Source organism: Lysobacter sp. Hz25 (assembly GCF_046097045.1).
GTDB lineage: Bacteria > Pseudomonadota > Gammaproteobacteria > Xanthomonadales > Xanthomonadaceae > Lysobacter > Lysobacter antibioticus_B.
This window is the reverse complement of the sequence record NZ_CP175666.1, coordinates 1102010-1126304: the sequence shown is the minus strand read 5'-3', so window position 1 is coordinate 1126304 and position 24295 is coordinate 1102010. Positions and strand designations below refer to the sequence as shown.

At 65.6% G+C, this 24295-nt stretch carries 16 protein-coding genes; 2 read left to right on the top strand and 14 right to left on the bottom strand.

Annotated elements, in window-relative coordinates:
* Window positions 1-27 precede the first annotated feature (27 nt).
* Window positions 28-1254 carry an RtcB family protein gene (locus ACKN61_RS04660; RefSeq protein WP_031372671.1) on the bottom strand — a complete coding sequence of 409 codons (1227 nt, stop codon included), beginning with the start codon at window positions 1252-1254 and terminating at the stop codon, window positions 28-30.
* 709 nt (window positions 1255-1963) lie between these two features.
* Here ACKN61_RS04660 and rtcR point away from each other — a divergent pair.
* On the top strand, window positions 1964-3556 hold the full coding sequence (gene rtcR, locus ACKN61_RS04655) for an RNA repair transcriptional activator RtcR (RefSeq protein ID WP_408952518.1): 1593 nt from the start codon (window positions 1964-1966) through the stop codon (window positions 3554-3556).
* A gap of 30 nt (window positions 3557-3586) precedes the next feature.
* Here the strand turns inward: rtcR and ACKN61_RS04650 are convergent, their stop codons facing one another.
* The 3 genes from ACKN61_RS04650 to ACKN61_RS04640 form a co-directional block, all read right to left on the bottom strand.
* Window positions 3587-4888: a YcaO-like family protein gene (locus ACKN61_RS04650; protein WP_408952517.1), complete on the bottom strand. Its 1302-nt coding sequence runs from the start codon at window positions 4886-4888 to the stop codon at window positions 3587-3589.
* Between the two features lie 84 nt (window positions 4889-4972).
* On the bottom strand, window positions 4973-5152 hold the full coding sequence (locus ACKN61_RS04645; RefSeq protein WP_408952516.1) for a hypothetical protein: 180 nt from the start codon (window positions 5150-5152) through the stop codon (window positions 4973-4975).
* Window positions 5153-5475: 323 nt separating this feature from the next.
* A complete protein-coding gene (locus tag ACKN61_RS04640) occupies window positions 5476-6297 on the bottom strand; it encodes a penicillin-binding transpeptidase domain-containing protein (protein ID WP_408952515.1) in 822 nt (273 codons plus the stop codon).
* A 224-nt stretch (window positions 6298-6521) separates the two neighbouring features.
* Between ACKN61_RS04640 and ACKN61_RS04635 the strand changes: the two genes are divergently transcribed.
* Window positions 6522-8354, top strand: coding sequence for an ABCB family ABC transporter ATP-binding protein/permease (locus ACKN61_RS04635; RefSeq protein WP_408952514.1), 1833 nt, complete (start codon window positions 6522-6524; stop codon window positions 8352-8354).
* A 31-nt stretch (window positions 8355-8385) separates the two neighbouring features.
* Here ACKN61_RS04635 and ACKN61_RS04630 read toward each other — a convergent pair whose 3' ends face one another.
* The 10 genes from ACKN61_RS04630 to ACKN61_RS04585 form a co-directional block, all read right to left on the bottom strand.
* A complete protein-coding gene (locus tag ACKN61_RS04630; RefSeq protein ID WP_408952513.1) occupies window positions 8386-8916 on the bottom strand; it encodes a GNAT family N-acetyltransferase in 531 nt (176 codons plus the stop codon).
* Between the two features lie 89 nt (window positions 8917-9005).
* On the bottom strand, window positions 9006-9659 hold the full coding sequence (locus ACKN61_RS04625) for a hypothetical protein (protein WP_408952512.1): 654 nt from the start codon (window positions 9657-9659) through the stop codon (window positions 9006-9008).
* Between the two features lie 88 nt (window positions 9660-9747).
* Window positions 9748-10251 carry a hypothetical protein gene (locus ACKN61_RS04620; RefSeq protein ID WP_408952511.1) on the bottom strand — a complete coding sequence of 168 codons (504 nt, stop codon included), beginning with the start codon at window positions 10249-10251 and terminating at the stop codon, window positions 9748-9750.
* 164 nt (window positions 10252-10415) lie between these two features.
* Window positions 10416-10865: a hypothetical protein gene (locus ACKN61_RS04615; RefSeq protein ID WP_057916784.1), complete on the bottom strand. Its 450-nt coding sequence runs from the start codon at window positions 10863-10865 to the stop codon at window positions 10416-10418.
* 406 nt (window positions 10866-11271) lie between these two features.
* On the bottom strand, window positions 11272-11982 hold the full coding sequence (locus ACKN61_RS04610) for an HAD family hydrolase (RefSeq protein WP_408952510.1): 711 nt from the start codon (window positions 11980-11982) through the stop codon (window positions 11272-11274).
* 442 nt (window positions 11983-12424) lie between these two features.
* Complete coding sequence (locus ACKN61_RS04605) at window positions 12425-12841, bottom strand: transposase (RefSeq protein WP_408952509.1); 417 nt, start codon at window positions 12839-12841, stop codon at window positions 12425-12427.
* A 307-nt stretch (window positions 12842-13148) separates the two neighbouring features.
* Complete coding sequence (locus ACKN61_RS04600; protein ID WP_408952508.1) at window positions 13149-13511, bottom strand: hypothetical protein; 363 nt, start codon at window positions 13509-13511, stop codon at window positions 13149-13151.
* A 641-nt stretch (window positions 13512-14152) separates the two neighbouring features.
* On the bottom strand, window positions 14153-17779 hold the full coding sequence (locus ACKN61_RS04595; protein WP_408952507.1) for a beta strand repeat-containing protein: 3627 nt from the start codon (window positions 17777-17779) through the stop codon (window positions 14153-14155).
* A gap of 191 nt (window positions 17780-17970) precedes the next feature.
* Complete coding sequence (locus ACKN61_RS04590; protein WP_408952506.1) at window positions 17971-20343, bottom strand: hypothetical protein; 2373 nt, start codon at window positions 20341-20343, stop codon at window positions 17971-17973.
* Between the two features lie 249 nt (window positions 20344-20592).
* Window positions 20593-24282, bottom strand: a complete 3690-nt coding sequence (locus tag ACKN61_RS04585) for a hypothetical protein (protein WP_408952505.1) — start codon at window positions 24280-24282, stop codon at window positions 20593-20595.
* Window positions 24283-24295: the final 13 nt, after the last annotated feature.

Sequence of the window (24295 nt, the reverse complement as noted above, 5' to 3'; positions counted from 1 at the left end):
TGCCGCGCCGCGTTGCGGCCCCGGCACTCAGCCCTTGACGCAAACCACCTGGCGCAGCGTATGCACGATCTCGACCAGGTCGCTCTGCGCGGCCATGACCGCATCGATCGACTTGTACGCGGCCGGCGACTCGTCGACCACATCGGCGTCCTTGCGGCATTCCACGTGCGCGGTCGCCCGTGCATGCTCTTCCAGGCTGATGCGCTTCTTCGCCTCGGTGCGGCTCATCACGCGGCCTGCGCCGTGGCTGCAGCTATGGAAGCTGTCGGCATTGCCCAGCCCGCGCACGATGAAGCTCTTCGCGCCCATGCTGCCGGGAATGATGCCCAGCTCGCCCTTGCGCGCGCTCACCGCGCCCTTGCGGGTCACCAACACGTCCTTACCGAAGTGATGCTCGCGGTTGACGTAGTTGTGGTGGCAATTGACCGCCTCGGCCTGCGCCTCGAACGGCTTGGCGATGACCTTGCGCACCGAGTCGACCACGTGCTTCATCATGATCTCGCGGTTGCTGCGCGCGAAACGCTGCGCCCAGTCGACCGCGAACACATAGTCGGCGTAATGATCGCTGCCTTCCGGCAGGTAAGCCAAGTCCTGGTCCGGCAGGTTGATCATCCAACGGCGCATGTCCTGCTTCGCCAGCTCGATGAAATGGCTGCCGATCGCATTGCCGACGCCGCGCGAACCCGAGTGCAGCATGAACCACACGCGCTGCTCCTCGTCGAGGCAGACTTCGACGAAGTGGTTGCCGGTGCCGAGCGTACCGAGGTGGCTGAGGTGGTTGCTGCGCTCGAGCTTCGGGTGCTTGGCGACGATGCGCTCGAAGCCCTCGTGCAGGCTCGACCAGCTCTGCAAGGACGCTTCCGGCGGATTCGCCCAGGCGCCCTTGTCGCGCAGGCCGCGGCCGACCGTGCGGCCATGCGGCACCGCCTTCTCGATGGCCGCACGCACCTCGCCCAGATGATCCGGCAAGTCCTGCGCGGTCAGGCTGGTGCGCACCGCGATCATGCCGCAACCGATGTCGACGCCCACCGCCGCCGGCACGATCGCACCGACGGTCGGCACCACCGACCCCACCGTGGCGCCCTTGCCGAGATGCACGTCGGGCATCACCGCGATCCAACGATGGATGAAGGGCAACTTGGCGATGTTCTGCAACTGGCGGCGCGCCTCGTCCTCCAGCGGCACGCCGCGGGTCCAGTGCTTGATCGGCACCGCGCCCGGCTCGTTGATGACATCGTACTGGCTGGTGTTCATGGTCTTGCTCTCTTGGTTGCGCACACAGTGAAGGGGAAAAGCTCGAAGGGCGAGCGCGGTTGCGCTGGGCCTCTACGACGGCCGCGGGTGCGGCACGAGGGAAAAGCGGCTGCACGACGACGAAGACAAACGCAGCCGACTCCTGATCGCCTATCGGCCGGCGGACCCCAATGTCCGCCGGCCATCCTGTAACCGCATCGCACTTCCCTTGCGCGTGCGGTCGACGGGTTTCCAATCCGTCCACGCGAACACACTCCTTGCGTTCGCGTTGCGGCGCATCCTTGCGCCGCGGCGGTACCGATCCCTGGTCCGCCTTGGAACGGATCAGCGATCCGCTCCTTCCTCTCTTTATCTCCACCCCGCATCGCGCATCTCCTACCGGCAAGCCGATGCCGGATTCGTCGATGCGCTATGCCGGGCGACCGAATGCTTGGCGGCTGCGATGCGCTGCTGCAGGTGTTGCGACTGCTGCTCTCCGCTCGCAGGGAAGCGGCGGTTCGAGCAGCCGGTTGCCGCGTACATCGAGGTTGGCCATCGGGGCATTCCGGTTCGGACTCGCAGGTAGTAGCGCAAGCCCCGTGCCAACTATCCTGGACCGACCTATCTCATTGAATAAATAGACATTTACTTCAGGGCGACCGACTTTGCTCGCCCGATCGGCTATTGGTTATCTATACTTGTTGATCGCTTTATATACGGATGTATAAACATGAAACGCCAGGTCGTGGTCGGCATGCTCGGCACCCAACTCGACGCCGGCCTGGGCCCGGGACGCTGGGAGAAATGGCGGCCGACGGTTTCGCTGGGCATGCACGAGGACTTGCTGCTCGACCGCATCGAGCTGCTGGTCGACGAACGCCGTTACGGCAAGCTCGCCGCCGTCGTCGCCCAGGACCTCGGCCAGGTCTCGCCCGAAACCCAGGTCCGTCGCCACGACACCTACCTCGCCGATCCCTGGGATTTCGAGGCCGTGTACGGCGCGCTGCACGACTTCGTGCGCAATTACGACTTCCAGCCCGAGGAAGAGGACTACTACGTCCACATCACCACCGGCACCCACGTCAGCCAGATCTGCTGGTTCCTGTTGACCGAAAGCCGGTTGTTTCCGGGGCGCCTGCTGCAAACCGCGCCGCCGCGCAAACAGAACGGCGAAGCGCCGGGCAGCTATGCGGTGATCGACCTGGACCTGTCGCGCTACGACCGCATCGCGCAGCGCTTCGCCGAGGAGCGCCTGCACGACCGCGATCTGCTCAAGAGCGGCATCGCCACGCGCAACCCGGCCTTCAACCGCATGATCGAGCAGATCGAGACGGTGGCGACGCGTTCGAAATCGCCGATGTTGCTGATGGGCCCGACCGGCGCCGGCAAGAGCCAACTCGCACGCCGCGTGTTCGAACTCAAGAAGCAGAAGCATCAATTGCCGGGCCGCTTCGTCGAGGTGAACTGCGCGACCCTGCGCGGCGACGGCGCCATGAGCACCTTGTTCGGCCACATCAAGGGCGCTTACACCGGCGCCTCGACCGACCGCGCCGGCCTGTTGCGCTCGGCGCATCAAGGCCTGCTGTTCCTCGACGAAATAGGCGAGCTCGGCCTCGACGAACAGGCGATGCTGCTGCGGGCGCTGGAAGAGAAACGTTTCCTGCCGGTCGGCGGCGACAAGGAGGTCGAGAGCGACTTCCAGTTGATCGCCGGTACCAATCGCGACCTGCAGCAGGCCGTGCTCGAAGGCCGCTTCCGCGACGACCTGCTTGCACGGCTCAATCTGTGGACGTACCGCTTGCCCGGCCTGGCCGAGCGCGCCGAGGACATCGAACCGAACCTGGACTTCGAGCTCGAACGTCACTCCCGCGAGAACCGGCAACGGGTGACCTTCAACCGCGAAGCGCGCGAACGCTATCTGGCCTTCTCGCGCAGCGCCGAGGCCACCTGGGGCGGCAACTTCCGCGACCTCGGCGCCTCGGTGATGCGTCTGGCGACCCTCGCCGACGGCGGACGCATCCGCAGCGATCTGGTCGAAGAGGAAATCGGCCGCCTGCGCCGGCAATGGCACGGCGCCGGCCTGCGCCCCGGCCTGCTCGACGAAGTCCTCGGCGAGCGTGCGGCCGAACTCGACCGCTTCGACCGCGTGCAACTGGAAGACGTGCTGCGCGCCTGCCGCCAGGCGAAGTCGCTATCGCAGGCCGGACGCGAGCTGTTCGCGGTCTCGCGCGCGGCGCGCGCCAGCACCAACGACGCCGACCGCCTGCGCAAATACCTGGCCCGGTTCGGACTGGACTGGGACCAGGTGCGCGGACGCGGCTAGGCCGACCGCCGATGCGGCGGCCGGCCGCGCTCAGCCGGCCACGCTCAGCCGGCCGACTCCTCCGGCCTCGACCGGCATGGACGCGTTCGCGGGCGAGAGCCTCGACAGAAACTCGCGGCCGCGCCGGCCCGGCGCCATCAGGATGCCGGAGGTCGCCAGGAAGAAGCGCTCCAGTTCGAACGACACGCAGCTGGCCACGCAGAAGTCCTCGCCTTCGCTGTGATTGACCGCGTAGTACAGCTCGATACCGCGCGCCTCCAGATCGGCCACGACCTCGGGCAACAGCAGGTTCGGCGCCAACCTCGGCCGGTCCGGATGCGGCCAGTCGACGCGTTCGAGCCGGTCGCGATCGACCTCGAAATAAGCGCAGGCCTGCAGCCGCGGATATGCGGCAAGCATGTCCAGCGCGAGTCGGTCGAGCTCGGCCAAATGGTCGGAGCGCTGCTTGATGTCCACGCATTGCACCAGTTCGGTCAAGGCGCGCATCGCCGCGTACTGCCCATACGACGACGCGCCGCAGCCGTGCGGGTAGACGATCTCGTCGGGCCTGCGCTCGGCGACGGTGGCGATGAAGGTCGGATAACCGAGGTCGGAGGTCACATCGATCAGCAACACGCTGCGGCCGATGCGGTGCTCGGTGAGGCGCAGCACTTTCTCGACCTCATCGGGCAAGGAGGCAGGGTCGATCAGCGCGCCGTAACGGCCCGGGCCGCCGAGGTAGTGCGCGAGCAGGAACAGCGACCAGGCGTCGCGCTCGACGATCTCGCCGATGCCGTGCAAGGCGGCTTCCTCGAGGCTGGCGCCGATCGCGGTACCGCTGTTGGAGCTGTAGCGGATCACGCTGCGGCAGTCGAAGTCGTCGCGCCGGCCCGACTGCGCGTCCAGTTGCGCGCCGACCGGATAGTCCGGAAAGCTCAGGAACAACGGCACCTGGATGTCCTGGCGGCCGGCAAAGAAGGAGCGGTAACGGCGACAGGCCAGGTAGCGGCCGCGGTTGTCGGCGAACGCCGACAGGAACGGCAATGCGGCGTAGCGCGGATCGTCGATGAAATGCTCGGCCGCGACGTATTCGACCGGCGTCGAGACCCGGCTCGCCTTGCAGTAATAGTGCTCGACCGCCTCGTGCAAGGCGCCGGCCATCGAAGTCGCCGCATCGCCCTTGCCGAAGCCGCGGCTGATCAACTCGCCGCCAGCGTCGCGCAAACTGCATTTGACCGTCATCAGCTGGCCGCCGAAATCCTCGGTTTCCACGGTCCAGCCGCGCCGGGCGATGCAGTCGCGGATGATGCGGTCGGCGTCGTCCAGACTGCGCTCTCGTTCGTACGGAATCATTCCCTGCTCCTGCCTTGCCTCGTCGTAAAGACCGCATGGCGCGCCGCTCGCGACGCGCCATGCGGGATCGCTGCGTCGAGACGCTTACTTGGCGAACTCGTCGAGGAAGGCCTGTTCCTGCGCCGTCGGCGAGTTGAGCTCGGACATCGCGCTTTTCAGCTCTTCGCCCGATGCCGTGCCATTGGCGCGGATGGATTCGGTGACCGGAATGTACTTGGGCTTGATGAGCGAAGTCTTATCGAAATCGATGCGCGTGGTACCCATGACGAAACCTCCTGTTTGGTCGAAAGGAAACTGCGAAGCGAAGCGAAGCCCCCCGGCCCGGCGGACCGGCACGGCTACGTCCCCGCGATACGGTCGAAACCGCATGCGAGGGTTACCGGGTGGGGCGGCTTCGAGTCCTTGACTCCCGTCACCGAAACGGAGGCCGTCGGATCCAAACTGAGACCGACGACTCTGCGAACGCTTCCGCGACTGTCGGTTCCGACAGGGCGGGCATTGGATTGTTGGCGGACCGATCTTGCTTGGCCGATCTTGCTTGGCCGATTTTGCCGGGCCGGCAGATCGGCCGACGCCGCGCGTTCCAGTCAGAACACGTTGGCGCGACGCAGCTCGCGTTCGGCCAGAGACACCGCCGCGTTCTGCGGCAGGTGCTTCGGGCCGGTCACACAACTGACGAACACGTACTGGCGCGTGCCGCGCTTGACCTGGCCGACCAGCCAGCGCACGCCTTCCCGGCCGTCCATCACCGTCGAGGCGCTCTTGGCCGCCACCGAGGTGTCGTCGCGCGGCGGCGTAGCACCGAACGGCGCCACCCCGAAGCTGCCGACCACCACGCCCGGCGGCTGGCGCAGGCCCGAACGCACGTCGGCGATCATCTGCCGGTTGACGCTAAACTCGTCGCGGAAGAAGCGACGCAGGAACAGCAGTTGCTCGTCCGGCGACACTTTCAGCGAACCGCCGTCCCAGAAGTTGGTGGCGCCGCTGCTGGTGTCGGCGTTGCCGTAATTGAAGCGGACCATGTACTCGCGCTCGCGCTGGGCGCCGAGGCGCTGGGCGATGCGCTGGAAATACCAGGGCGCGGAGAACTGCAGCGCCGAATCCAGGGTCTGGTCGCTGCCGCCGGCGTTGCCGCCGCTGTCGGCGCCGATGCGCTCCTGCGCCTGGACGATGCCGCCGTCGAGCGCGGCCAGCGCATGCGGGATGTCGAAGGTCGCGCCCGGGCTGACCCGGCGGCTGCACGCAGCCGAGGGCGTGCGGCTGATCTCGCCGCCGCTGAGGTCGTACAACACGAAACAGGACTGGATCTTCGGCTCGCTGCCCGGGGGGCCCATCGACTGGGCCTGGGCCTGGGTGGCCGGGCCGCAGAGCGAAACGGCGAACAATGTCGCGGTGATGATAGCTTTCATGCCTGCGGTGCTCCTTGCGAAGGCGTAACGACGGGGCGGGTCGGCCGGGACGCGAACCCCGAGGGTATCGCCGTCGCATCCGCCCTGCTCGCCCCAGGATGCCATGCCTTATACGCGTATTTCGACCGTGGCGCGCGACGGCGGCCGGCCCGGATCGGCGGCCGCTTGACCTGAAGCGCGCTCGAGGTCCTATGCTCGGCTTCCCTCTCCAGGCACAGGACGGCATGGCCGCCATTCCCCCCAGCAGCGAATCCGCCGCCGACAGCGACGGCGCCGCCCCGGTCGCCCGCACCGCCGGCCGCCGCGGCGAATGGTCGGTGATCGGCTCGCTGTTGCCGTATCTGCGGCCTTACCTGGGCCGGATCGCGATCGCGCTGGCGATGGTGGTCGCGGCCAAATTGTTGAATCTGTACGTGCCCTTGGCGCTCAAGCAGCTCATCGACCGGCTCAACATCGAAGTCACCCCGCTGATGCTGCCGGTCGCCTTGTTGCTGTCGTATGGCGCGGCACGGATCGGCGTGACCTTGTTCACCGAATTGCGCCAGGTCGTGTTCGCACGGGTCATGGCGCGCACCTCGCGCCAGGTCACGCTGCAGGTGTTCCGCCACCTGCACGGCCTGAGCCTGAAGTTCCACCTCGCGCGCCGCACCGGCGGCGTCGCCCGCGACGTCGAACGCGGCGGCAGCTCGATCGCCGACCTGCTCGACTGGACTATCTACACCATCATCCCGGTGATCCTCGAAGTGGCGATGGTCACCACCGTGCTGGTGTGGATCTACGACTGGCGTTACGCCGCGATCACGCTCGGCACCTTGTTCGCCTACGGCCTGTGGACGTTCTCGGTCACCGAGTGGCGCACGCGCTACTACCGCGCCTCGGTCGAGGCCGACACGCGCGCCAACGAACGCGCGGTGGATTCGCTGTTGAACTACGAGACCGTCAAATACTTCAACAACGAAGAACACGAAGCGCGCCGTTACGACGACAACCTGCGCCACCTGGAGAATGCCCAGGTCATGTCGATCAAGACCCTGGCGGTGCTCAACCTCGGCCAGAGCCTGGTGGTCGCGATCGGCGTCACCGCGATGATGTGGCTGGCCGCCAGCGGCGTGGTCGCCGGCGAGATGACGGTGGGCGACCTGGTCCTGGTGAACGCCTACCTGCTGCAGCTGTCGGCGCCGTTGTTCATGCTCGGCATGATGTATCGCGAGGTGAAGCAGGCCCTGACCAACATGGAGCGCTTGTTCGACTTGCTCGACGAACGCCAGGACGTGCGCGATTCGCCCGACGCCGAGGTACTGGCGTCCTCGCATCCGACGGTCGCCTTCCGCGACGTCCGCTTCGGCTACGACCCGCGCCGCGAGATCCTGCAAGGCATCGATTTCGAGATCGCCTCCGGCGCGACCGTGGCCGTGGTCGGCCACTCCGGCTCGGGCAAATCGACCCTGGCGCGATTGCTGTATCGCTTCTACGACGTCGACGCCGGCTCCATCGCCATCGACGGCCGCGACCTGCGCGCCCTGACCCAGGCCTCGCTGCGCGGCTCGATCGCGATCGTCCCGCAGGACACAGTGCTGTTCAACGACAGCATCGGCTACAACATCCGCTACGGCCGGCCCGAAGCCGGCGAGGACGAAGTCGTGGCGGCCGCACGCGCCGCGCATATCCACGACTTCATCGTCGGCCTGCCCGACGGCTACGACACCCCGGTCGGCGAGCGCGGACTGAAACTGTCCGGCGGCGAAAAACAACGCGTCGCGATCGCCCGCGCCCTGCTCAAGAACCCTTCGATCCTGATCTTCGACGAAGCCACCTCGGCGCTCGACTCGAAATCCGAACGCACGATCCAGGCCGAGCTCGACCGGCTCGCGATCGGGCGCACCACCCTGGTGATCGCGCATCGGCTGTCGACGGTCATGGACGCCGATCAGATCCTGGTGATGGACGCCGGCCGCATCATAGAGCGCGGCACGCACTCGCAACTGCGGGCACTCGATGGCGTGTATGCGCAGATGTGGGAGCTGCAACAGCGTCAGGAGGACGCAGCGCTGGTCTGAACCGCCCGGCGCCTAGCCGATGGCGAAGGCCTCAGGCCGAAGCGTCGGATTCCCAGACCATGTAGACGTCGGCGCGCTGATAGTGCGAGCCCGGCCGCGGCGCCGGATGATGGCGGAAGCCCACGCTTTCGTAGAGTTTGAGCGCGGGCCCGAGACGCGTGCTGGATTCCAGGAACAATTCGCGGCCGTCCATCTGTCGAAATGCCTCGATCGCCCCGGCCATGAGCTTGCGGCCGATCCCGCCGCCACGCAGCGACGGCTCCACCGCCATCTTGGTCAGCTCGACCAGGCCGTCTTCGTAGCGCTTCAGGGCGACCGTGCCGAGCACCTGGTCGGCCTCGTCGACCGCGAACAGGACCCGGCCGCCATCGGCGAGCAGGTGCGTCTGCGGATCGCCGAGCACCTCGCGGTCGACCGGTTCGACCGTGAACCAGCGCTCCAGCCACTCGATGTTGAGGCGGGCGAACTCGCCGCGCCAACGCGGTTCGAAATCGACCACGCGGACGGTGCCGACCACTCGCAAGGAAGCCGATGCGGAATCGTTGGATGTCTTATCGCTCATGCCTCGATCATAGACCGGCCAGAGCGGCGTCCGCAGCCATGAAGACGACGGCGGCCACGGCCGCCGTCATGGAAACAACCGGCCCGCGCTCAGCGCTTGCCGTTACCCTTGTCGCCCTTGCCCGGCCCGCGCCCCTGCGCGGCGCTCTTGCTCTTGCCGGCGTTGTCTTTGCCGCTCTTGCCCTTGCCGGGCTTGGCCTTGGCCGACTTGGCTTCGCCGCGATCGCGCTCGTAATCGCGATAAGGGCGGTTCGGATAATCGCGGCGCAGTTCCGTATCGATGGTGATCGGCCGGCCCCAGCGGTCGTAGGTCGGCACGAAGCCGCGCTTGAGGCGGTGGAACTCGGCCGACCCGGGCTTGATGCCCAGGCGCAGCGCGATCGCGCCCCAGCCTTCGGCGTGGTCGCGATCCCACTCGTCGACCACATAGCGGCACGGCCGGCCGAGCACCTGCGCGATCGCGCAGGCGTAATAAACATCGCCCGGCGTCCAGCCGCGTTGGTTCAACAGATCGCCGACCAGTTCGCGCGGCGCGCCGTAGTAGCGGACCATTTCGTCGATGAAAGGCTCACGATAACGCGCGCCATAGCGGTTGATGTCGCCGAGCCAAGTGTCCACCCAGACGTCGCCGCTGCGTGGATTCCAGCCGGCCGCGACATCCTGCGCCTGGACCGTTCCAGCGCCCAGCAAGGCCGCGACGGACGCGGTCAGAGCGAAGAAATGGGTCTTGAGCTTGTTAGGCATGGGAACCTCCTTGCGGCCGGGGATGCGGTGGCTGCGTGCCCGGAATCTATTGCGGCGATCGCCAGCGATGCAGCGAAACGCCGCGCGGTCAGCGCGAAATGGTGAACTTGCCGAAGGCCACGCCGATGTCCCAGCCTTCGCCGGTACCGGCCAGGGCCAGCGATACCTCGCCCTTGGTCATGACCTGCGCCTTGCTCGACTTGGCCGCGCCGGCATGGGCTTCGGCGGTAGCGTAGCTGCCGAGCGTTTCGCCGATGTTGTGCACGCCGGAGAACTCGCCGGTGCCGTTGACGATGCGCGACTTGCCGAAGCTCAATCCGCCGCCCTTGGCGCTGATCCGCACCGACATACTCTGGCCGTTGCTGCAGCTGATGGTGCCGTTGCCCGAGGAGGTCTTGTAGAACACCGACCAGCCGGACATGTTGAACTTGAGCTTGCAGTCGACCGAGCCTCGGGCGGAGGCCGCACCCGGCACGGCGATCGCCGCCAGCAGGAGCGCGCTGAGCAGGGCGCGCCGCGGCCGCAGGCGGGACGACGGGCTATGGGCGGGGGCGACGGGGGTCTTCGCGGTGTTTTCGGTAGCGGTGCGCATGGGCGGGCCTCGAACGATGGCGGAATCGGTCATGGACGACGGCGTGTCGTGCCGGTGAGGGAGGCTAACACTGCCGGGCGGCGCCCCTCCCGGACCTGCCGCCGTACCGGTCAAACGACGACGGCGCCCGAGGCGCCGTCGTGTGGCTGCAAACCGACGCTCGATCAGTCGTCGTAACGGTCGCGCCAGCGGCCGTTGTCGTGGCGCCCGTAGCGGCCGCGGTCGTGACGGTCGTAATAACGGTTGTCGTAACGATGGTCGTAGCGCGGATCGTAGTAGCTGGTCTTGCACTTGCCGCGATGGTTGCAGTCGCGGTCGTAGTAGCGCGGGCCGTAGCTGTAGCGCGGCGGCGCCGGGCGGTAACGGTGCTCGACGTAGCGCGGCGCGTTGCGGTAATAGGTCGGACGGCCGTAGCGGTCGTGCACGACGATCAGCCGGTCGTTGTAACCGTAGTTGCCGTAGCGGTAGTACGGGGTGTTGTTGCGCACGATCACGTCGGCGATGTCGACGATCACGCGGGCCAGATCGTCGGCTCGGGCCGGAGCAGGAATCGCGACCGCGCCGATGCCGGCGGCGATGACGATCGGTGCAAGCCAGCGGGACAAGGCGGTCATGTCGGTCTCCTGTAAAGCCTGCTCCTCGGCAGGCACGGTGCGACTGTGAGCCCACGACGGTGAACCGGTTTTTAATGGTTCGCACACTCGCCCGCGCCGCTCAGTCGCCGTTGGGGCGACGCAGGCGGAAGGTTCAGGAGCGCGCGGCGAGAGATAACGGCGACGCAGGCGGGCGAACGAAGCGGCCGCGCGCAAGCGCGGGCGATGCGCCAGGGGACAAGCGATAAGAAGTCGGAGCCCCGGCCGCTCGCCGCAATGCCGGATCTTGACCACCGTCACAAGCCGCGCTTTGGCAACCCCCGACCGGGCAAGGACTCGTCGCCCTCGCACCACTGGCGGATGGGGTGCGGCGGACCCGTCGCGGACCCACAAGACGAGTCCGGCGCGTTGCGCTCGTCCGGGCGACTCAGCCGGCGCCGTCGCAGCGCGCCACGGCCTCGGCGACCGCCGCGGCCGAGGACACGGTCATCAGGCGGGGGTGGTCGGCCTGCACGCCATGCTCCATCTCGTGCGCCCAGGTCACGTGGTAAGGCATATGGATGCCCCAGCCGCCGAGCGCGATCACCGGTTCGATGTCCGACCTCAGCGAGTTTCCGACCATGGCGAAAGCGCTCGGCGCCACGCCGAACTCCGCCAGCACCCGCGAATAGCTGGCGTCGTCCTTCTCCGAGACGATCTCGATGCGGTGGAACAGATCGGCCAGGCCGCTGCGGGCGACCTTCTTTTCCTGGTGGAACAGGTCGCCCTTGGTGATCAGGACGATGCGGTGGCGGGCCGCGACGGCTTCGACGGCCTCGCGGATGCCGGGCAGCAGTTCCACCGGGTGGTCGAGCATGGCCTTGGCGAGCAGGACGATCTTGTGGATGCCGGCCGCCGAGATGCGCGATTCGGTGATGTCGATCGCCGCCTCGATCATCGACAGGACCATGCCTTTGACGCCGTAGCCGAACAGAGCGAGGTTGCTGCGCTCGACGGCCAGCAGGCGCTGGCGTACCGAAGCGTTGTCGACATCGACCCAGGCGCTGAGGATCTTGTCGAATTCGACCGCGGCCTCCTGGTAATAGCCCTCGCTATGCCAAAGCGTGTCGTCGCCGTCGAAACCTACTAGTTCCAGCATGGGTCTGCCTTGAAGATCGGGCGCTGGCGATGCACGCCGCGCTTGCCGGGGGAAGGACCGGAGGCCGATGCGGCCTCGGTCGGCGCGTCCGCAGCAGGAACCGCCGCGGTGACGGGCCATTATCCCGTAGCCGGATCGCAACGCCTATGCGGCAACGGCCGGTATGGCTGGCGGCCTTACTGAGAAGACATCAAGGAGGCGGCCCGGCGGCACGGAGAGAAGTGCCGGTACGGGCCGCAAGGAACGCTGGCATGGGACGGTTTACCGCCCGGATGGCGCCCGGGTCGACCGGAGGAGAACGGGAGCTCGGGCAGGAACGAGCATCGCGCGGCAGGTAGAAGAAGGCGCCGCCCCGGACCCTAGCCCGGCGGCTAGCGGCGCCTTCTTCCATGGCCAGGGCCCGCGATTCGGCTGGACCAATGACCATCCCCAACGCAAAGCCTCAAGTTTCGTGCTCGCCGCCCTCGTCCAGGAAGTTATTGCGCCGACCGAATTTACGGTGGCGCTCGAGCTGCGAATTCATGTAACCGGAGATCAACGCCGCCAGTTCGCTGTCCGGGCCGAGCGCGTTGATCACCGTCAGCCACATGCCCCGGTAAATCCAGCGATTGCTGCGGACGTAATTCTTGCGCCAGGGCCCATAGACCGCCTCAGGCAGTTCGGTCCAGAAACGCCCGGTCGCCATGACCCACAACGCCGCCTCGACGAATCGTCGTGCGTCGTCGGCGCTGGCGTTGCGCGTATAGACCGTCCGCGGCAACACGGCTTCGATGGCCGCCCACTGCTTCTCATCGAGCCGGGTGAATTTCAATTCCTCGCTGTCGTTCTGGGGCATGGATTCGGCTTCCAGCTCGTCCACGGGGTCGTCGATTTGTTCGTTGCTAAACGGATGGATATTGCACACGGCGTGATCTGCTTATGGGTATGTCTAGGGGGGTTCCGAAGAGGTCATTGCCGACAAGGCGATTCCATCGACACAAACCAGGATCGGAAGACTGGACGCAGTGCATTACCTCCTTGGAATCGGACTGCTTCGATTCCTGTCGCGGGCTACGACAGATTGCTGGCACCGGGCTTTCGTCCTTCCTGGCCCAACGCTTGTTTTCGTTCACTGCCGCCATCCTTGGCCTCTTTATTGGGAGTGCGCCGCCGTATCGCGACGCAAACTAAATGTTCTTCGGTGCACACCATGTGCACGACACGAATGCTCGAAGCGTGCGTTCAATATGGCCCGAACCGAAATGAAAATTTGATATGTGCAACGATTCCTTGCCGCTTTTACTCGCAATTATCTTCAGCGCCGATCGCCTGCACGCATTTCGACCCGGCCACGCCGCCAATAACCCGCACAAATTAATTGCACTTGAAACATAAAACCGGATACGCCCTACTTCGCTTTTTATGTAGAACCCGGCCAGCCAAGGCATGGACGGCGAATAGAGCCAGCGCTCGCGAATATCTCGATCGCCGACTCCCCATACGACACGCGCTGGCGCATCAAGATAAAAGCGCCGAGCCGGAATCTCCATGAGAGGAATCCACTACGCACCCGACTTTCGCCTCGCCGTATGAGCCCGCCCTCGCCGGACGTCCTGTCGCGTCGGTGGGCTGGTATGGATATCAATACAAATTCTGTGCCAACGGTCACGTTTTTGGCCAAGTTTGGCAAAGTTTCGTCAACTTCGCGATGAAAGGGTTTACATCGGCCGAGAAAGCGCTCTTCGTGCCAGCTACGTGCAAGCCTTACCCCATCCCTGCCCCCACCGACCCACGGATTAGGGCGGTAATTGACGGTAAATGTCAGCCGCGTGACACTGAACCGGGGTTTCGAAAGAAGCCCCTGACAAAACTTGTCTTTTGGGCTGGCCGACCGAGCCTATCCAGGTCCGGGTTTTCCCAGGTTCGCCGGATTTAATGCACACCACAGCCCATTCCCGAGGCCGCGACCCTCAAGGAATGAGAAAGATGTTATTGGCGGTGCCTATATCGGCTGCCGCGGCTTTAGTAGCGGGATCAACGAACCCGTACCCGTAGCGCCGGATACCGAATGGCGCGGCCATACGCGCCGATGGCCATAACCGGGCAATAGCCGGCATGCGAGTCAGGGGTAATGCGATCGCTCGCTATCGATAAGCCGCCGGCGATCCGGCGGCGCTGGCAAGTCGCCGACTCAGTTGATCGTGCAGGTCAACGTCACGACCACGGACGCTCCGTTGGCGAGCGCCCCCAAGGCGACACCGGCCTCCAACTGAGCCAAGGTCAGGCCTGCCGGACAGGCTGCTCCGCTGCAGCTCGGCGGCGCGGTGCAGGTCAGACCGCTGCGGCCTGCAGCGGGATCGCTCAGCACGGCGCCCGTAACCGTATCCGGCCCGTTGTTGGTCACCGCGATGGTGTAGATCGTGGTCGCGCCTCGCGTCACCGTGTCGCCGGCTTGGTCGCTGGGACCGACGCCAGGGGTATTGGTCTTGGTGATGACCAGATCCGATATCGGGTTGCGGGTATTGGTGAAGGTGCAGGTCAGGTCGTCGCCGGCTGCGGCGGTCAGGTTGAACGTCGTTGCGCTGCCGCTTGGCGCCTGGCCACCGACCAGGGCATTGGTACAGGCATAGGTGCTGGCGTAGTTGGCCAGGTTGGCGCCCGCCGCTGCCGTTTCGGTGAAGGTGTAGGCCGCACCGATCGCACCGGGATTCAAGGTCGCCACGCCGGTCGCAGTGGTACCGCTGCCTGCAGTGGTGACGTTGGCCGGCCCACCGGTTCCGGAAATGCTCAAGTCGAACTGGTCGGCTGCGCCGAAACGCCCCAGCGGCAGCGCCTTGTGCAAACGCAGAATCGGCAGACGCCCATTGGTGTAGGTGCAGGTGATGGTCTCGCCCGAATCGACGTCGATGGTCGCAAGGCGATTGGCCAGGTTGATGACGGTGCCGGCGTCCGGATCGCTGCAGCTCAGTGCGGTCAAGGTCCAAGCAGCGGTCACGCTTTCGGTCACCGTATAACTGCCCGGTTCCACGCCGGTAAAAGTACGTGTGTTCGGCAGGGTGCCGTCGGCATCGTCGTCGAGACTGAAGGCGGCCAAGCCGGTGCCCGTGGTGGTGAAGGCGAAATCCTGGGCATCGTCCGGCACCGCGTCCTTGACGATCACGATCGTGCCGGCTGGTGCGTCGGTGTCGGTGGCGCTGTTGTTGCCAGGCGTGGCATCGGCGGTACCGGCGCCGACGGCGACCGCGGCGACATTGGTCAGCGCGCCGGTCGCGCCGGCAGCGATGGTGCCGGTCACGGTGAAGGTGACGCTGCTGGCAGTGTTGCTGCTGTACGGCAGCGACGGAATCACGATGCCGCTGCCCTGCATCAGCGCGACGGTGGTATTGGCCACGCTCGGGCAGACGCCGCCGCCGATCGGGCTGCCGCAGGTCACCGAGCTCAAAGTGAAATTAGTGATCGCCGGATCGGTGAAGACCGCATTGGCGGCACCGAACGGACCGGCGTTAGTAACCACGACGGTGTAGCTGCGCGCCGTGCCCGGGGTATAGCTGTCGTTGGCCAGATCGTTCGGGCCCGATGCCGGGGTGTTGGTCTTGGTGATCTGCAAATCGGCGCCGAAGGTGATGTTGGCAGTCGGGCAGTTGGAGCCGTCGTTGGAGCTCGAACCGGGCGCGCCGCTGATCAGGGTGGCGGCGCCGGTGGACAGGTCGAACTTGTAAAAGCCGCTGGGCGGGTTGTTGCCCGAGCCGTACAAGCCGTTCGGGGCACCGTACATGGCGCCGAAGAAGCCGGCTGGCAGGCCGTTGGGCGCACCGATATTGGTGACCGCACCGGTGCTCGGATTGACCGACACCAGCTGGCCGCCGTTGGTGACTCCGTACAACAGCCCGCCGACCCAGGCCCAGTCGGCGATGTTGATTGCGGTGCTCAGCGAGATCGGCGTGGCGGTCAACGTGGGCATGTTGATCGCATATATGGTCGTGCCGGCGGCAGTGTTGTCCTTGACGTACAAGATGTTGCCGGTCGTACCGAAAGCCCCGCTGATGTAGACCGCCGACGGCAACCCCGCCACGGCCCCAACAGCTTGCGCGGACCCGTCGGCCCCGATGCGTACCAGCGTGTTGCCGGCCGGATTGGTAATCAGGCCGTACTGGTAGTTGTCCGTGGGGTTGTAGCCGACCGCGTTATAGATCGAAGCCGAAGTACCGACCGCATTGAACGTCAACGGATTGGCGTTGGTGCCGATCTGGTACAACGTGGTCGGCGTCGGCGCCCCCGGCGACTGCTCCAGCCACAGGCGCGAGTCGCAGGTGCCGAAATTGGGCTGCTGGGTATTGGTGATCGTGCAAGCCACGTTGCGTCCGCCGCTTTGCAAGGCGAGACCGGCGAACGGCAGCGTCACGGTGTTGCCTGTGAAACTCGCGCTTTGACCCGCGGCCAGGCCGGTGCAGGTTGCGCCGGTCATCGACCAGCCGGCCGGCACGGTTTCGGTGATGACGGTATTGGCCGCGGTGCTGCCGACGGTCAGAGTCTGTTGCGCACCGACGGTGCCGGGCGCGCCGGTCGCAATGGTGGTGATGCTGTGGTTGGCGATGCCGTTGTTGCCGGTGAACTGGAAGGTGCCGGTGCCAGCATTGCTGATTTTGGTCAGGGTGAGCCGGTTCTGCACCCACTCCATGACCGCCGGCGCCGGCGGCAGGTTGAGGCCGGTGGAGGTGCCGATGTTGCTCGCGCCGTTGCTGAAGCTGCCGGCGGTATTGCTGACCACGTTGACGGTCAGGGTGCAGGTGCTGGGCGTGCCGCCGGCGGTACCGGCGGGCAGATTGCCGTTGGCGATCTGGATCGAGCCGGAGCCGGCGGTCGCGGTGACGGTGCCGCCGCAGGTGTTGGTCACACCGTTGGGACTGGCGACGACGACGCCGGCCGGCAGGGTGTCGGTGAAGGCCCAGCCGATCTTGGCCAGGTTGTCGCCGGAGGTATTGGTAATGGTGAAGGTCAGCGGCTTGGGCTGGCCGACGTAGGTCAGCAGCGGCGCGGATTTACTCAGGGTCGGGGTGACGTCGAGGATGAGCAGGTTATCGATGCCGCCGTCGTTGCCGGCTGCGGTTGCGGCGGTATTGCGCATGCGCACGCCGATCGTGGCGCCGCCGGTGTAGAGCGTGCTGGCCGTGGCGAGCAGGCGTACCGCGCGTACGGGGACGCTTTGCACATTGGTATCGCGATTGTTCACGATCAGATCGACGCCGCGCGGATCGGTGCAGACGTTGAGCACGGCCCCTAAGGCGGTTTCGACGTTGCTCGGGCTCAACAGATAGAACTGGAACAGGGGAGAGGGAGCAAAAGCACAGTTCTGCGCCGCGGCGTCGACGCCGAAGGTTACGAAACGACCGCTACCGCCGACAGGAATCGGCGTCAGCGGCACCTGCGAGCTTTGGATTTCGATGTCGGTCGCGTCATAGGTGCCGCCTTGGCTATAGGCGGTCAGCGCAAGGTTCTCTTTGGCCGCCGTCAGGGCTTGGCCGTTAAGTACGCCGAGCGCTTGCGGTATCTGCAGCGCGCCGGACCAGGCTACTTGGACGTTGAAGCAGTCGGCGATCTGAGTATTGGCTGCTGGCGCGGTATTGGGGTCGTTCCATTTGGCGACCCAGCCGTTGCAGTTGGCCAGATAAACGGGCGAGGCGGTGTAGGTGACGCCGGCCGGGGTGGTGCCGGTGTAGGTGTTGAGTCGAACCGGCGCAGTTCCAGCGCGGTTCTGGAAATCTTCGCGCAGGATGGTGGTCTGCGCATGTGCGGAAGTTGCGCACAACAGAGCTAGCACTGCCGCACACCGGCCAATCATCGAGATACTCATCTTTGTCGCCCCCTGCAGTACAACCACGCGCTCCTCGACATGCCCCCGGCGTTATCTCTCGTCTACGTGGAAACCCATCCCGGACGGAATTCATCGCCGCTTGCCCATGCCGATAGCAAGCACGCCAGAAACCCATCGTGCTGCCTGTGGCGCGACATTCAGTTCACCACGCACGACAGCGTCACCGTGACCGACGCGCCGTTGGCGAGCGCTCCCAAGGCGACGCCGCTCTCCAGCTGAGCCAAGGTCAGGCCTGCCGGGCAGGCTGCTCCCATGCAGCCCGGCGGCGCGGTGCAGGTCAGACCGCTGCGACCTGCTGCGGGATCGCTCAGCACGGCGCCCGTAACCGTATCCGGCCCGTTGTTGGTCACCGCGATGGTGTAGCTCGTGGTCGCGCCTCGCGTCACCGTGTCGCCGGCCTGGTCGCTGGGACCGATGCCAGGCGTATTGGTCTTGGTGATGATCAAGTCGGCAAGCGGGTTACGCGTGTTGCTCAGCGTGCAGGTCAGGTCGTCGCCCGGCACCGCAACGACGTTGAAACTGGTGCCGGCCCCGCTCGGAGCTTGCCCACCCGGCAATGCGTTGGTGCAAGCGTAGGTCGCCACGTAATCGGCGAAATTGGCCCCTCCGGCACCGGCCTCGCTTAGCGCGTAGGTATTGCCGGTAGGGGCTGGGTTCAACACAGCCATTTCCGCCGGAAGATTCGTACTACCGGTAGTGGTCACGCTGACGGGTGCGCCCGGACCCGCGATCGTCAACGCAAACTGATCGCTGGTGACGAAACGCCCTAGGGGCAGCGCCTTCTGCAATCTCAAGGCCGCCTGCCCCGCGTTGGTGAAGGTGCAGACGATGGTTGCGCCCGGAGCGGTCGCGGCGGCGTCCAGGGTCACGGTACGGCCAGCGAGATTGGGGGTGGCAGTGCCGCCCGCCCCCAGGCCGGTGCAGGCGATGTCGCTCACCGCATAACCGGTCACCGCGGTTTCTGTCACCGTTGTAGCGGCCCCGGTCGCGGTCAACAATTGCACGGCGCCGTTGACCACGGTGCCGGCCACGGTCGTGGTCAGGGTTTGGGCCGTCACTCCGTTTGTGCCAGTGAAGGAGAACGCCCCCACGCCGCCGTTGCTGATCTTGGCCAGGGCGAAGGTCGTGCCGACCGGGGTCGTGTGCACGGCACAGTAGCCCGTCAGTGCGACCGCGCAATTCGGCGTCGGGCTGGCGATCGGGCCGATGAACGCTGTCGTCGCGCTATTCGTCACCGTTGCGGCGGGCACGGAATTCACCAGCACGCGAAAAGTCAGCGTGGCGACGTTGTTCGGCGCCAGGAAGCCCATCGTGCCCGCGGGGCGGCCGACCGAATTGATCGGGTAGTTGGACGCAAACGGGTACGCCGCCTGATTGAGGTTGGTTCCGTTCAAGGTCGCGGTGTTCGCGACGTAACTCGTTCCAGCCGGCAAGGCATCCGACCAGCTCGCCCCGGTAGCCGGCGTGCTGCCGACGTTGGTGATCGTCACCGTGTAGTCGATGGTGCTGCCGACGATGACCACGTTGGCGGCATTGCCTTGCGCGTCGCGCGCCTGGCCGGCCTTGGCGATCTGGAACTTCGGCGCGCCGCAGGCAGCCATGTCGGCAGCGCCAGGTTGACCGTTGTTGGGCACCGGGGCGCCGGTGATGGTGACGATCGCGGGGTTGCTCTGGATGTCGGTCGGCAATAAGGCGTAGTTCCCCGAGCCGCTGCCGATGTAGAAATTGCCGGCATAAGCGGCGAACGAGCCCCATTGCATCCCAGCGACGGGATTGTTGATTCCACCGTTGGCCAAAGAAGTGATCAGCGGCGTCAACAATCCCGTCGTGGTGTTGACCTCATAGAAGTACAGGAAATCGTTGCCCGTACGATTGAGCATCATGAAGAGCCGGCCGGTGTTGTCGTCCTGGGCCAGATCGCCGCCGCCGTAGTCCAGCGTATTCGCCTTGTTCAAGGTAATGGTGAAATCGCTGATCGGCGTCAGACTGCCGTCTGCGTTGACGGTGAAACGTTTGGTCGTCCAGGTGTGCGTCGTCGTGCCGCCGCCCGTGGTCGCGTTGCTGGTATTGGCGTACAGCACGCCATTGCGGATGGTCGCCCGGGCCCACTTATTGGTCGTGGGCCCGGTGCCGGGCCCGTCGATGTCGGTTGCGACCTGGGTCATGTTCCCGGCCACGCCGCTGGTGCGGTAGATGTTGTCGTCGTTGCCGACGATATAGAGATAACCGGTACGCGCGTCGATCGCCAGACCGGCCGAACCGGTCGAACTGTTGGTGACCGATACGGCTTGAGCGACCAGCGTGACCGGGTCGACGCGGAACAAACCCACGCTGGCGGGATTAGTGTTGTTCTCTGCCCAGATGACGTTGCAGTTTTGATCGGCGAACTGAGCGAAAGCCGGCATAGCCGCGGCGCTCAAGCCGATCAAAAAGAACGCAGTACGCATGGAACGAAAAACGGCCCTCAAGTTGTCTACTCCTATTCGGCGAGCGATCCGCTGGATCTGCATGCCGTAAACGGTTATCCAAAGCTTGGCGTGCGCAGCTGCGCCCCTACATGCGGGGCGGCGGCGCGGCGGCCGTCTCCCGTGTCGTCGTCCATGCGACACTCCGAATCGATAAGCCATCGGCGCGCACGACGTTGCAAGGTCAGGCGCTACGCCAACCCGGCTCGTGCCACCGTCGCCTCAATCGCCTGCCCTTTAGGAAGGGTTCGCCGATAGTGCGTCAGGGCAGTCCTCGCCTGCCGCGCCTCGTTCTCAGTACGTGCCGACCAGATTCAAGAACCAACCCTTGTGGTCGTAATCGAAGTTGGTCAGGTCGTCGCTGAACTCGGTGAAGTTGTAGCCCACGCCGACGCGGAAGTTGCGGCCGATGTCGCGGTCGACGCCGATCAGGAAGCCTTGGCGATCGCCGCCGTCCCTCACGCCCAGCCAGCGATATTCGGCCAGGGCATGCCAGGTTTCGGCGAACTCGTAACGTGCCTGCGCCGCGGCGAAGGTCGTCGCCGAATCGGCCCACTGTCCTTCGAGACGGCCGTAGCGCACTTCGCCTTCGCGACGCGCCAACTTGCCGGCGAACTCCCAGTGGTGGTTCGGGTTATAGATGCCTTCCAGCGACAGGATCTGGCTACGCTGATCGTAGAACGCCACGTTGTCGCCGATCTGCGGCAGCGCCGACACGTCGTACAGATACGTGTACTTGCCGAGCAGCGCGTACTTGGTGCTGTTCCACGGCCGCCAGGCGAAACCGACGTTGCCTTCGATGAACTTGGCGCCGGCCTCGGCGTTGATCTGGTCGGTGGTCTTGGAGTAGTTGAAGCGAGCGGCGATGCGGAAGCTTTCGTTGATCTTGTGGGTCAGGTTGTTGGTGGTGACCCACTGCTCGCGGCGCTCCGCACCGGTGTCCTCGCGCCATTCCAGCTTGCTCTGCCATTGCGTCGCCGCCGAGGTGTGGCCGCCGCTGAGGCTGACCGCACGGCGATCGACTTCGCCGATCTCCTTGTCCAGGCGGGCGCTCTGCAAGGTGAAGCCGAGGTTCCAGCCCTGGCTCGGATAGAAATCCATGCCGTAGGTATGGGCCAGGCCGGATTCGTTCGGCGCCTTCAGGAACTGGCTCTCGTTGTACATGCTGACCTGGTTCGACAAGCGCCAGCGCTGGCCGAGGGTCCAACCCGAGTTGAGGCGGTTGTTGAACAGCGGATCGAAGTCGGTGCGATCGGTCGAGTAGGTGTAGCTGCCGTAGACCGTGTGGTCGGGCTGGATGCGGTACTCGGCGTTGATCTGCGCCGCGTCGCCGCGGTCGCCGGTGGTCAGCTCGGCGCCGACGCTCGACAGATTGCCGAACACGTACTTGCCGCCCAGGGTGAAGGCGTCGTTGTCGGCGTAACGGCCGTTGTCGTCGTCCAGGGTGACCTGGGCGGTGCCGTACAGATCGAAGCTACTGCCGAAGCGGCGCTTGTACTGCAGGGCGCCCAACACGCCGGCGGCGTCGAGGGTGGCGCGGTTTTCTTCGACGCGACGGATTTCCGCGGCCCAGGTGGTGGAGTCGCTGATCCGCCATTCGCCGGTCAACTGCGCCTGGGTCAGCGATTCGCTGCCGCGTTCGGCGCGGCTGTAGCGGCCGTAGATGTTGAAAGCCGGATTGAACTGGCCCAGCACCTCGAACCCGTGCTCCTGAACCTCCTGGCCCAGGTCGTAACGCGAGATCGAGAAGCCCGGATCGACGCGGCGCCACCAGGCGCCGGCCGACCAGTCCAGCTTGGTCCAGCCCAGTTCCTTGAAGTTGGCGCGTGCTTCGACCGAGCGCGCCGTGCCCTTGCGGTTGTCGAGGCCGGAGTTGATTTCGTTGAAGCTCAGGCCGCCGTTGTCGGAGAAGAAGATCGGCGAACTGGTCGACTCGGTCTGGCTCTGCTCCAGCTTGAGGTAAGTGCCGCGACCGGCCTGCAGGGTCAGATCCGCGCCCTTCAGGGTGTAGTCGTCGCCGGCGCGGTTCTCGTCGACATAGGTCGCGCCGAGCGCGACGTGATCGCCGAACCAGTGCTTGCCGCGGAAACCGGCGGTGACCGAGTCGGCATCGAAGCCGTTCGGGATGAACTCGTAATCGACCAGCAGCACCTGGGTGAAGCCGTCCAGGGGCGTGTCGCGGGTCAGGGTCGGGATGTTCTCCCGGGTCACCTGCGCCAGCGGACGCGTCAGCAGGATGCGGCCCTGCATCTCGTCGATCTCGTAGTCGGCGCCGCGCACCAAGTCGACCCGGTTCTCGACCCGGCCGGTGGTGGCGTCGCGGACTTCCAGCACGATCTTGTCCGAGCCCGGCAGCACGTCGGTGTGCTTGAGGTAGTACAGGCTGCCGCCGGTGCCGATGAACTCGTTATGACCGGGCGCGGTCTGCGCCTCGGAACCGAACACCCGCAGTTCGCTGCCCGGCTCGCCGAGCACGGTGCTGCGGCGGCTGCGCCAGTTGAGCGCGCCGCCGTACAGCGAACGGCTGTACTGACCGTATTCGGTGCCGGTGATGCCGGTCTCGAAGTTGCCCCACAGCGCCTGGCTCTTGTCCCAGTCGACGCGGACGTACAACCGGCCCATGGTGTCGACGTCGCGGTAGGTGGTCGAGTCGTCGCCGTAGACCGGGTAGTACAGGTCCGGATCGAGGCGACGGAAGATGTCCTGCGGGTCGGCCTTCCAGAAGCCGTTGAACAACTGGCTGACCTCGCGCTCGCGCGTGTCGGCCTGGGCGGTGACCAGGTACTTGCCCTTGATCTTGCCCTTCAGATAAAAGCCCAGGCGGCCTTCGAGCAGGAAGCTCTTGTCGAAATGCTCGTCGCCGGCCAACGGCTCGATCGAACCGGAAGTGCTGCCCTTGGAGGCTGTCACATCGGCGATCGCGACCGCGAACATGTAGCGGCCGCTGACGTCGATGTCGAGCTTGTGGTTGATCTCGCCGCCCTCGCCCTTCAGGCGCAGGTCGTATTCGTGACGGCCGATCGGCTCGAGGTATTCGGCGACCAGCTTGCGTTCCAGATCGACCGGGAAATTGCGCCCGTTGATGGTGACCGAGTAATTCTCGGGAATGTTGCGGCCCTGGATGCGGATGCGCGAGCCGTAGATGCCGATGTTCTGCTGGCGCAGGGTGCTGCTGCCGAACACGGCTTCGGTCAGGCTGTCGCGCTGCGCTTCTTCCACGCCGAGCGAGGTGCCCTGCTTGCGCTCCATGGCGTTGCGCATGGTCTGCAGGCCGCGCTCGGCCTCTTCCGGCCGCACCAGTTGCATGCGTTGCGGATAGGTCTCGTCGACGCTGCCGTCGGCGCCGTAGGCCCGCACCAGGTACAGCAGTTCGTCGCCGGCACGCGCTTCGTAACCGGCCGGCATCGTGCCGTCCCATTCGGCCTCGCTGATCGCGCCCACCGGCAGCTCGACCTTGGCCAGCGGATCGACCAGGTCGGTGTCGCTGGCGCGGTAGATCAGCACTTCGGCTCGCTGGATGAACGAGGAGTAGTTGTTGTACGCGTAGAAGCGCACCGGCTTGAGCACCTTGGTGCCGTCGAACGAGACCAGGCTGGTGCTGCTGATGTTCATCTCCGGACGGCCGAGGGTGGGATCCTCGGTCGCCCAGATCACGCCGCCGTTGGGCAGGCTGACCGACCACTTGCCGATCGCCACGGCCTTGCCCGGCTGCTCCAGCGCCACCGACACGCGGCGGTCCGGCTGCAGGGCTTCCGACGAGGATTTCGCCGTCGTGCCCTCGGTGACCGGCTTGCTGTAGCTGCGCGTACGCAGCTTGAACAGCAAGCCGTCTTCGCCGCTGCATGCGTCTTCCGTGCACTTCACGGCTTCGGCAGGCGCCTCGGACTGGGCGGGGGTCGGTTTGGTGGACTCCTGCGCAGTCGCCAACGGGGTTGCGCCCGCCAGCAGGCTGATCAGGGTGTAGTCCAGCAATTTCATCTTCATCTTCATGATCCGC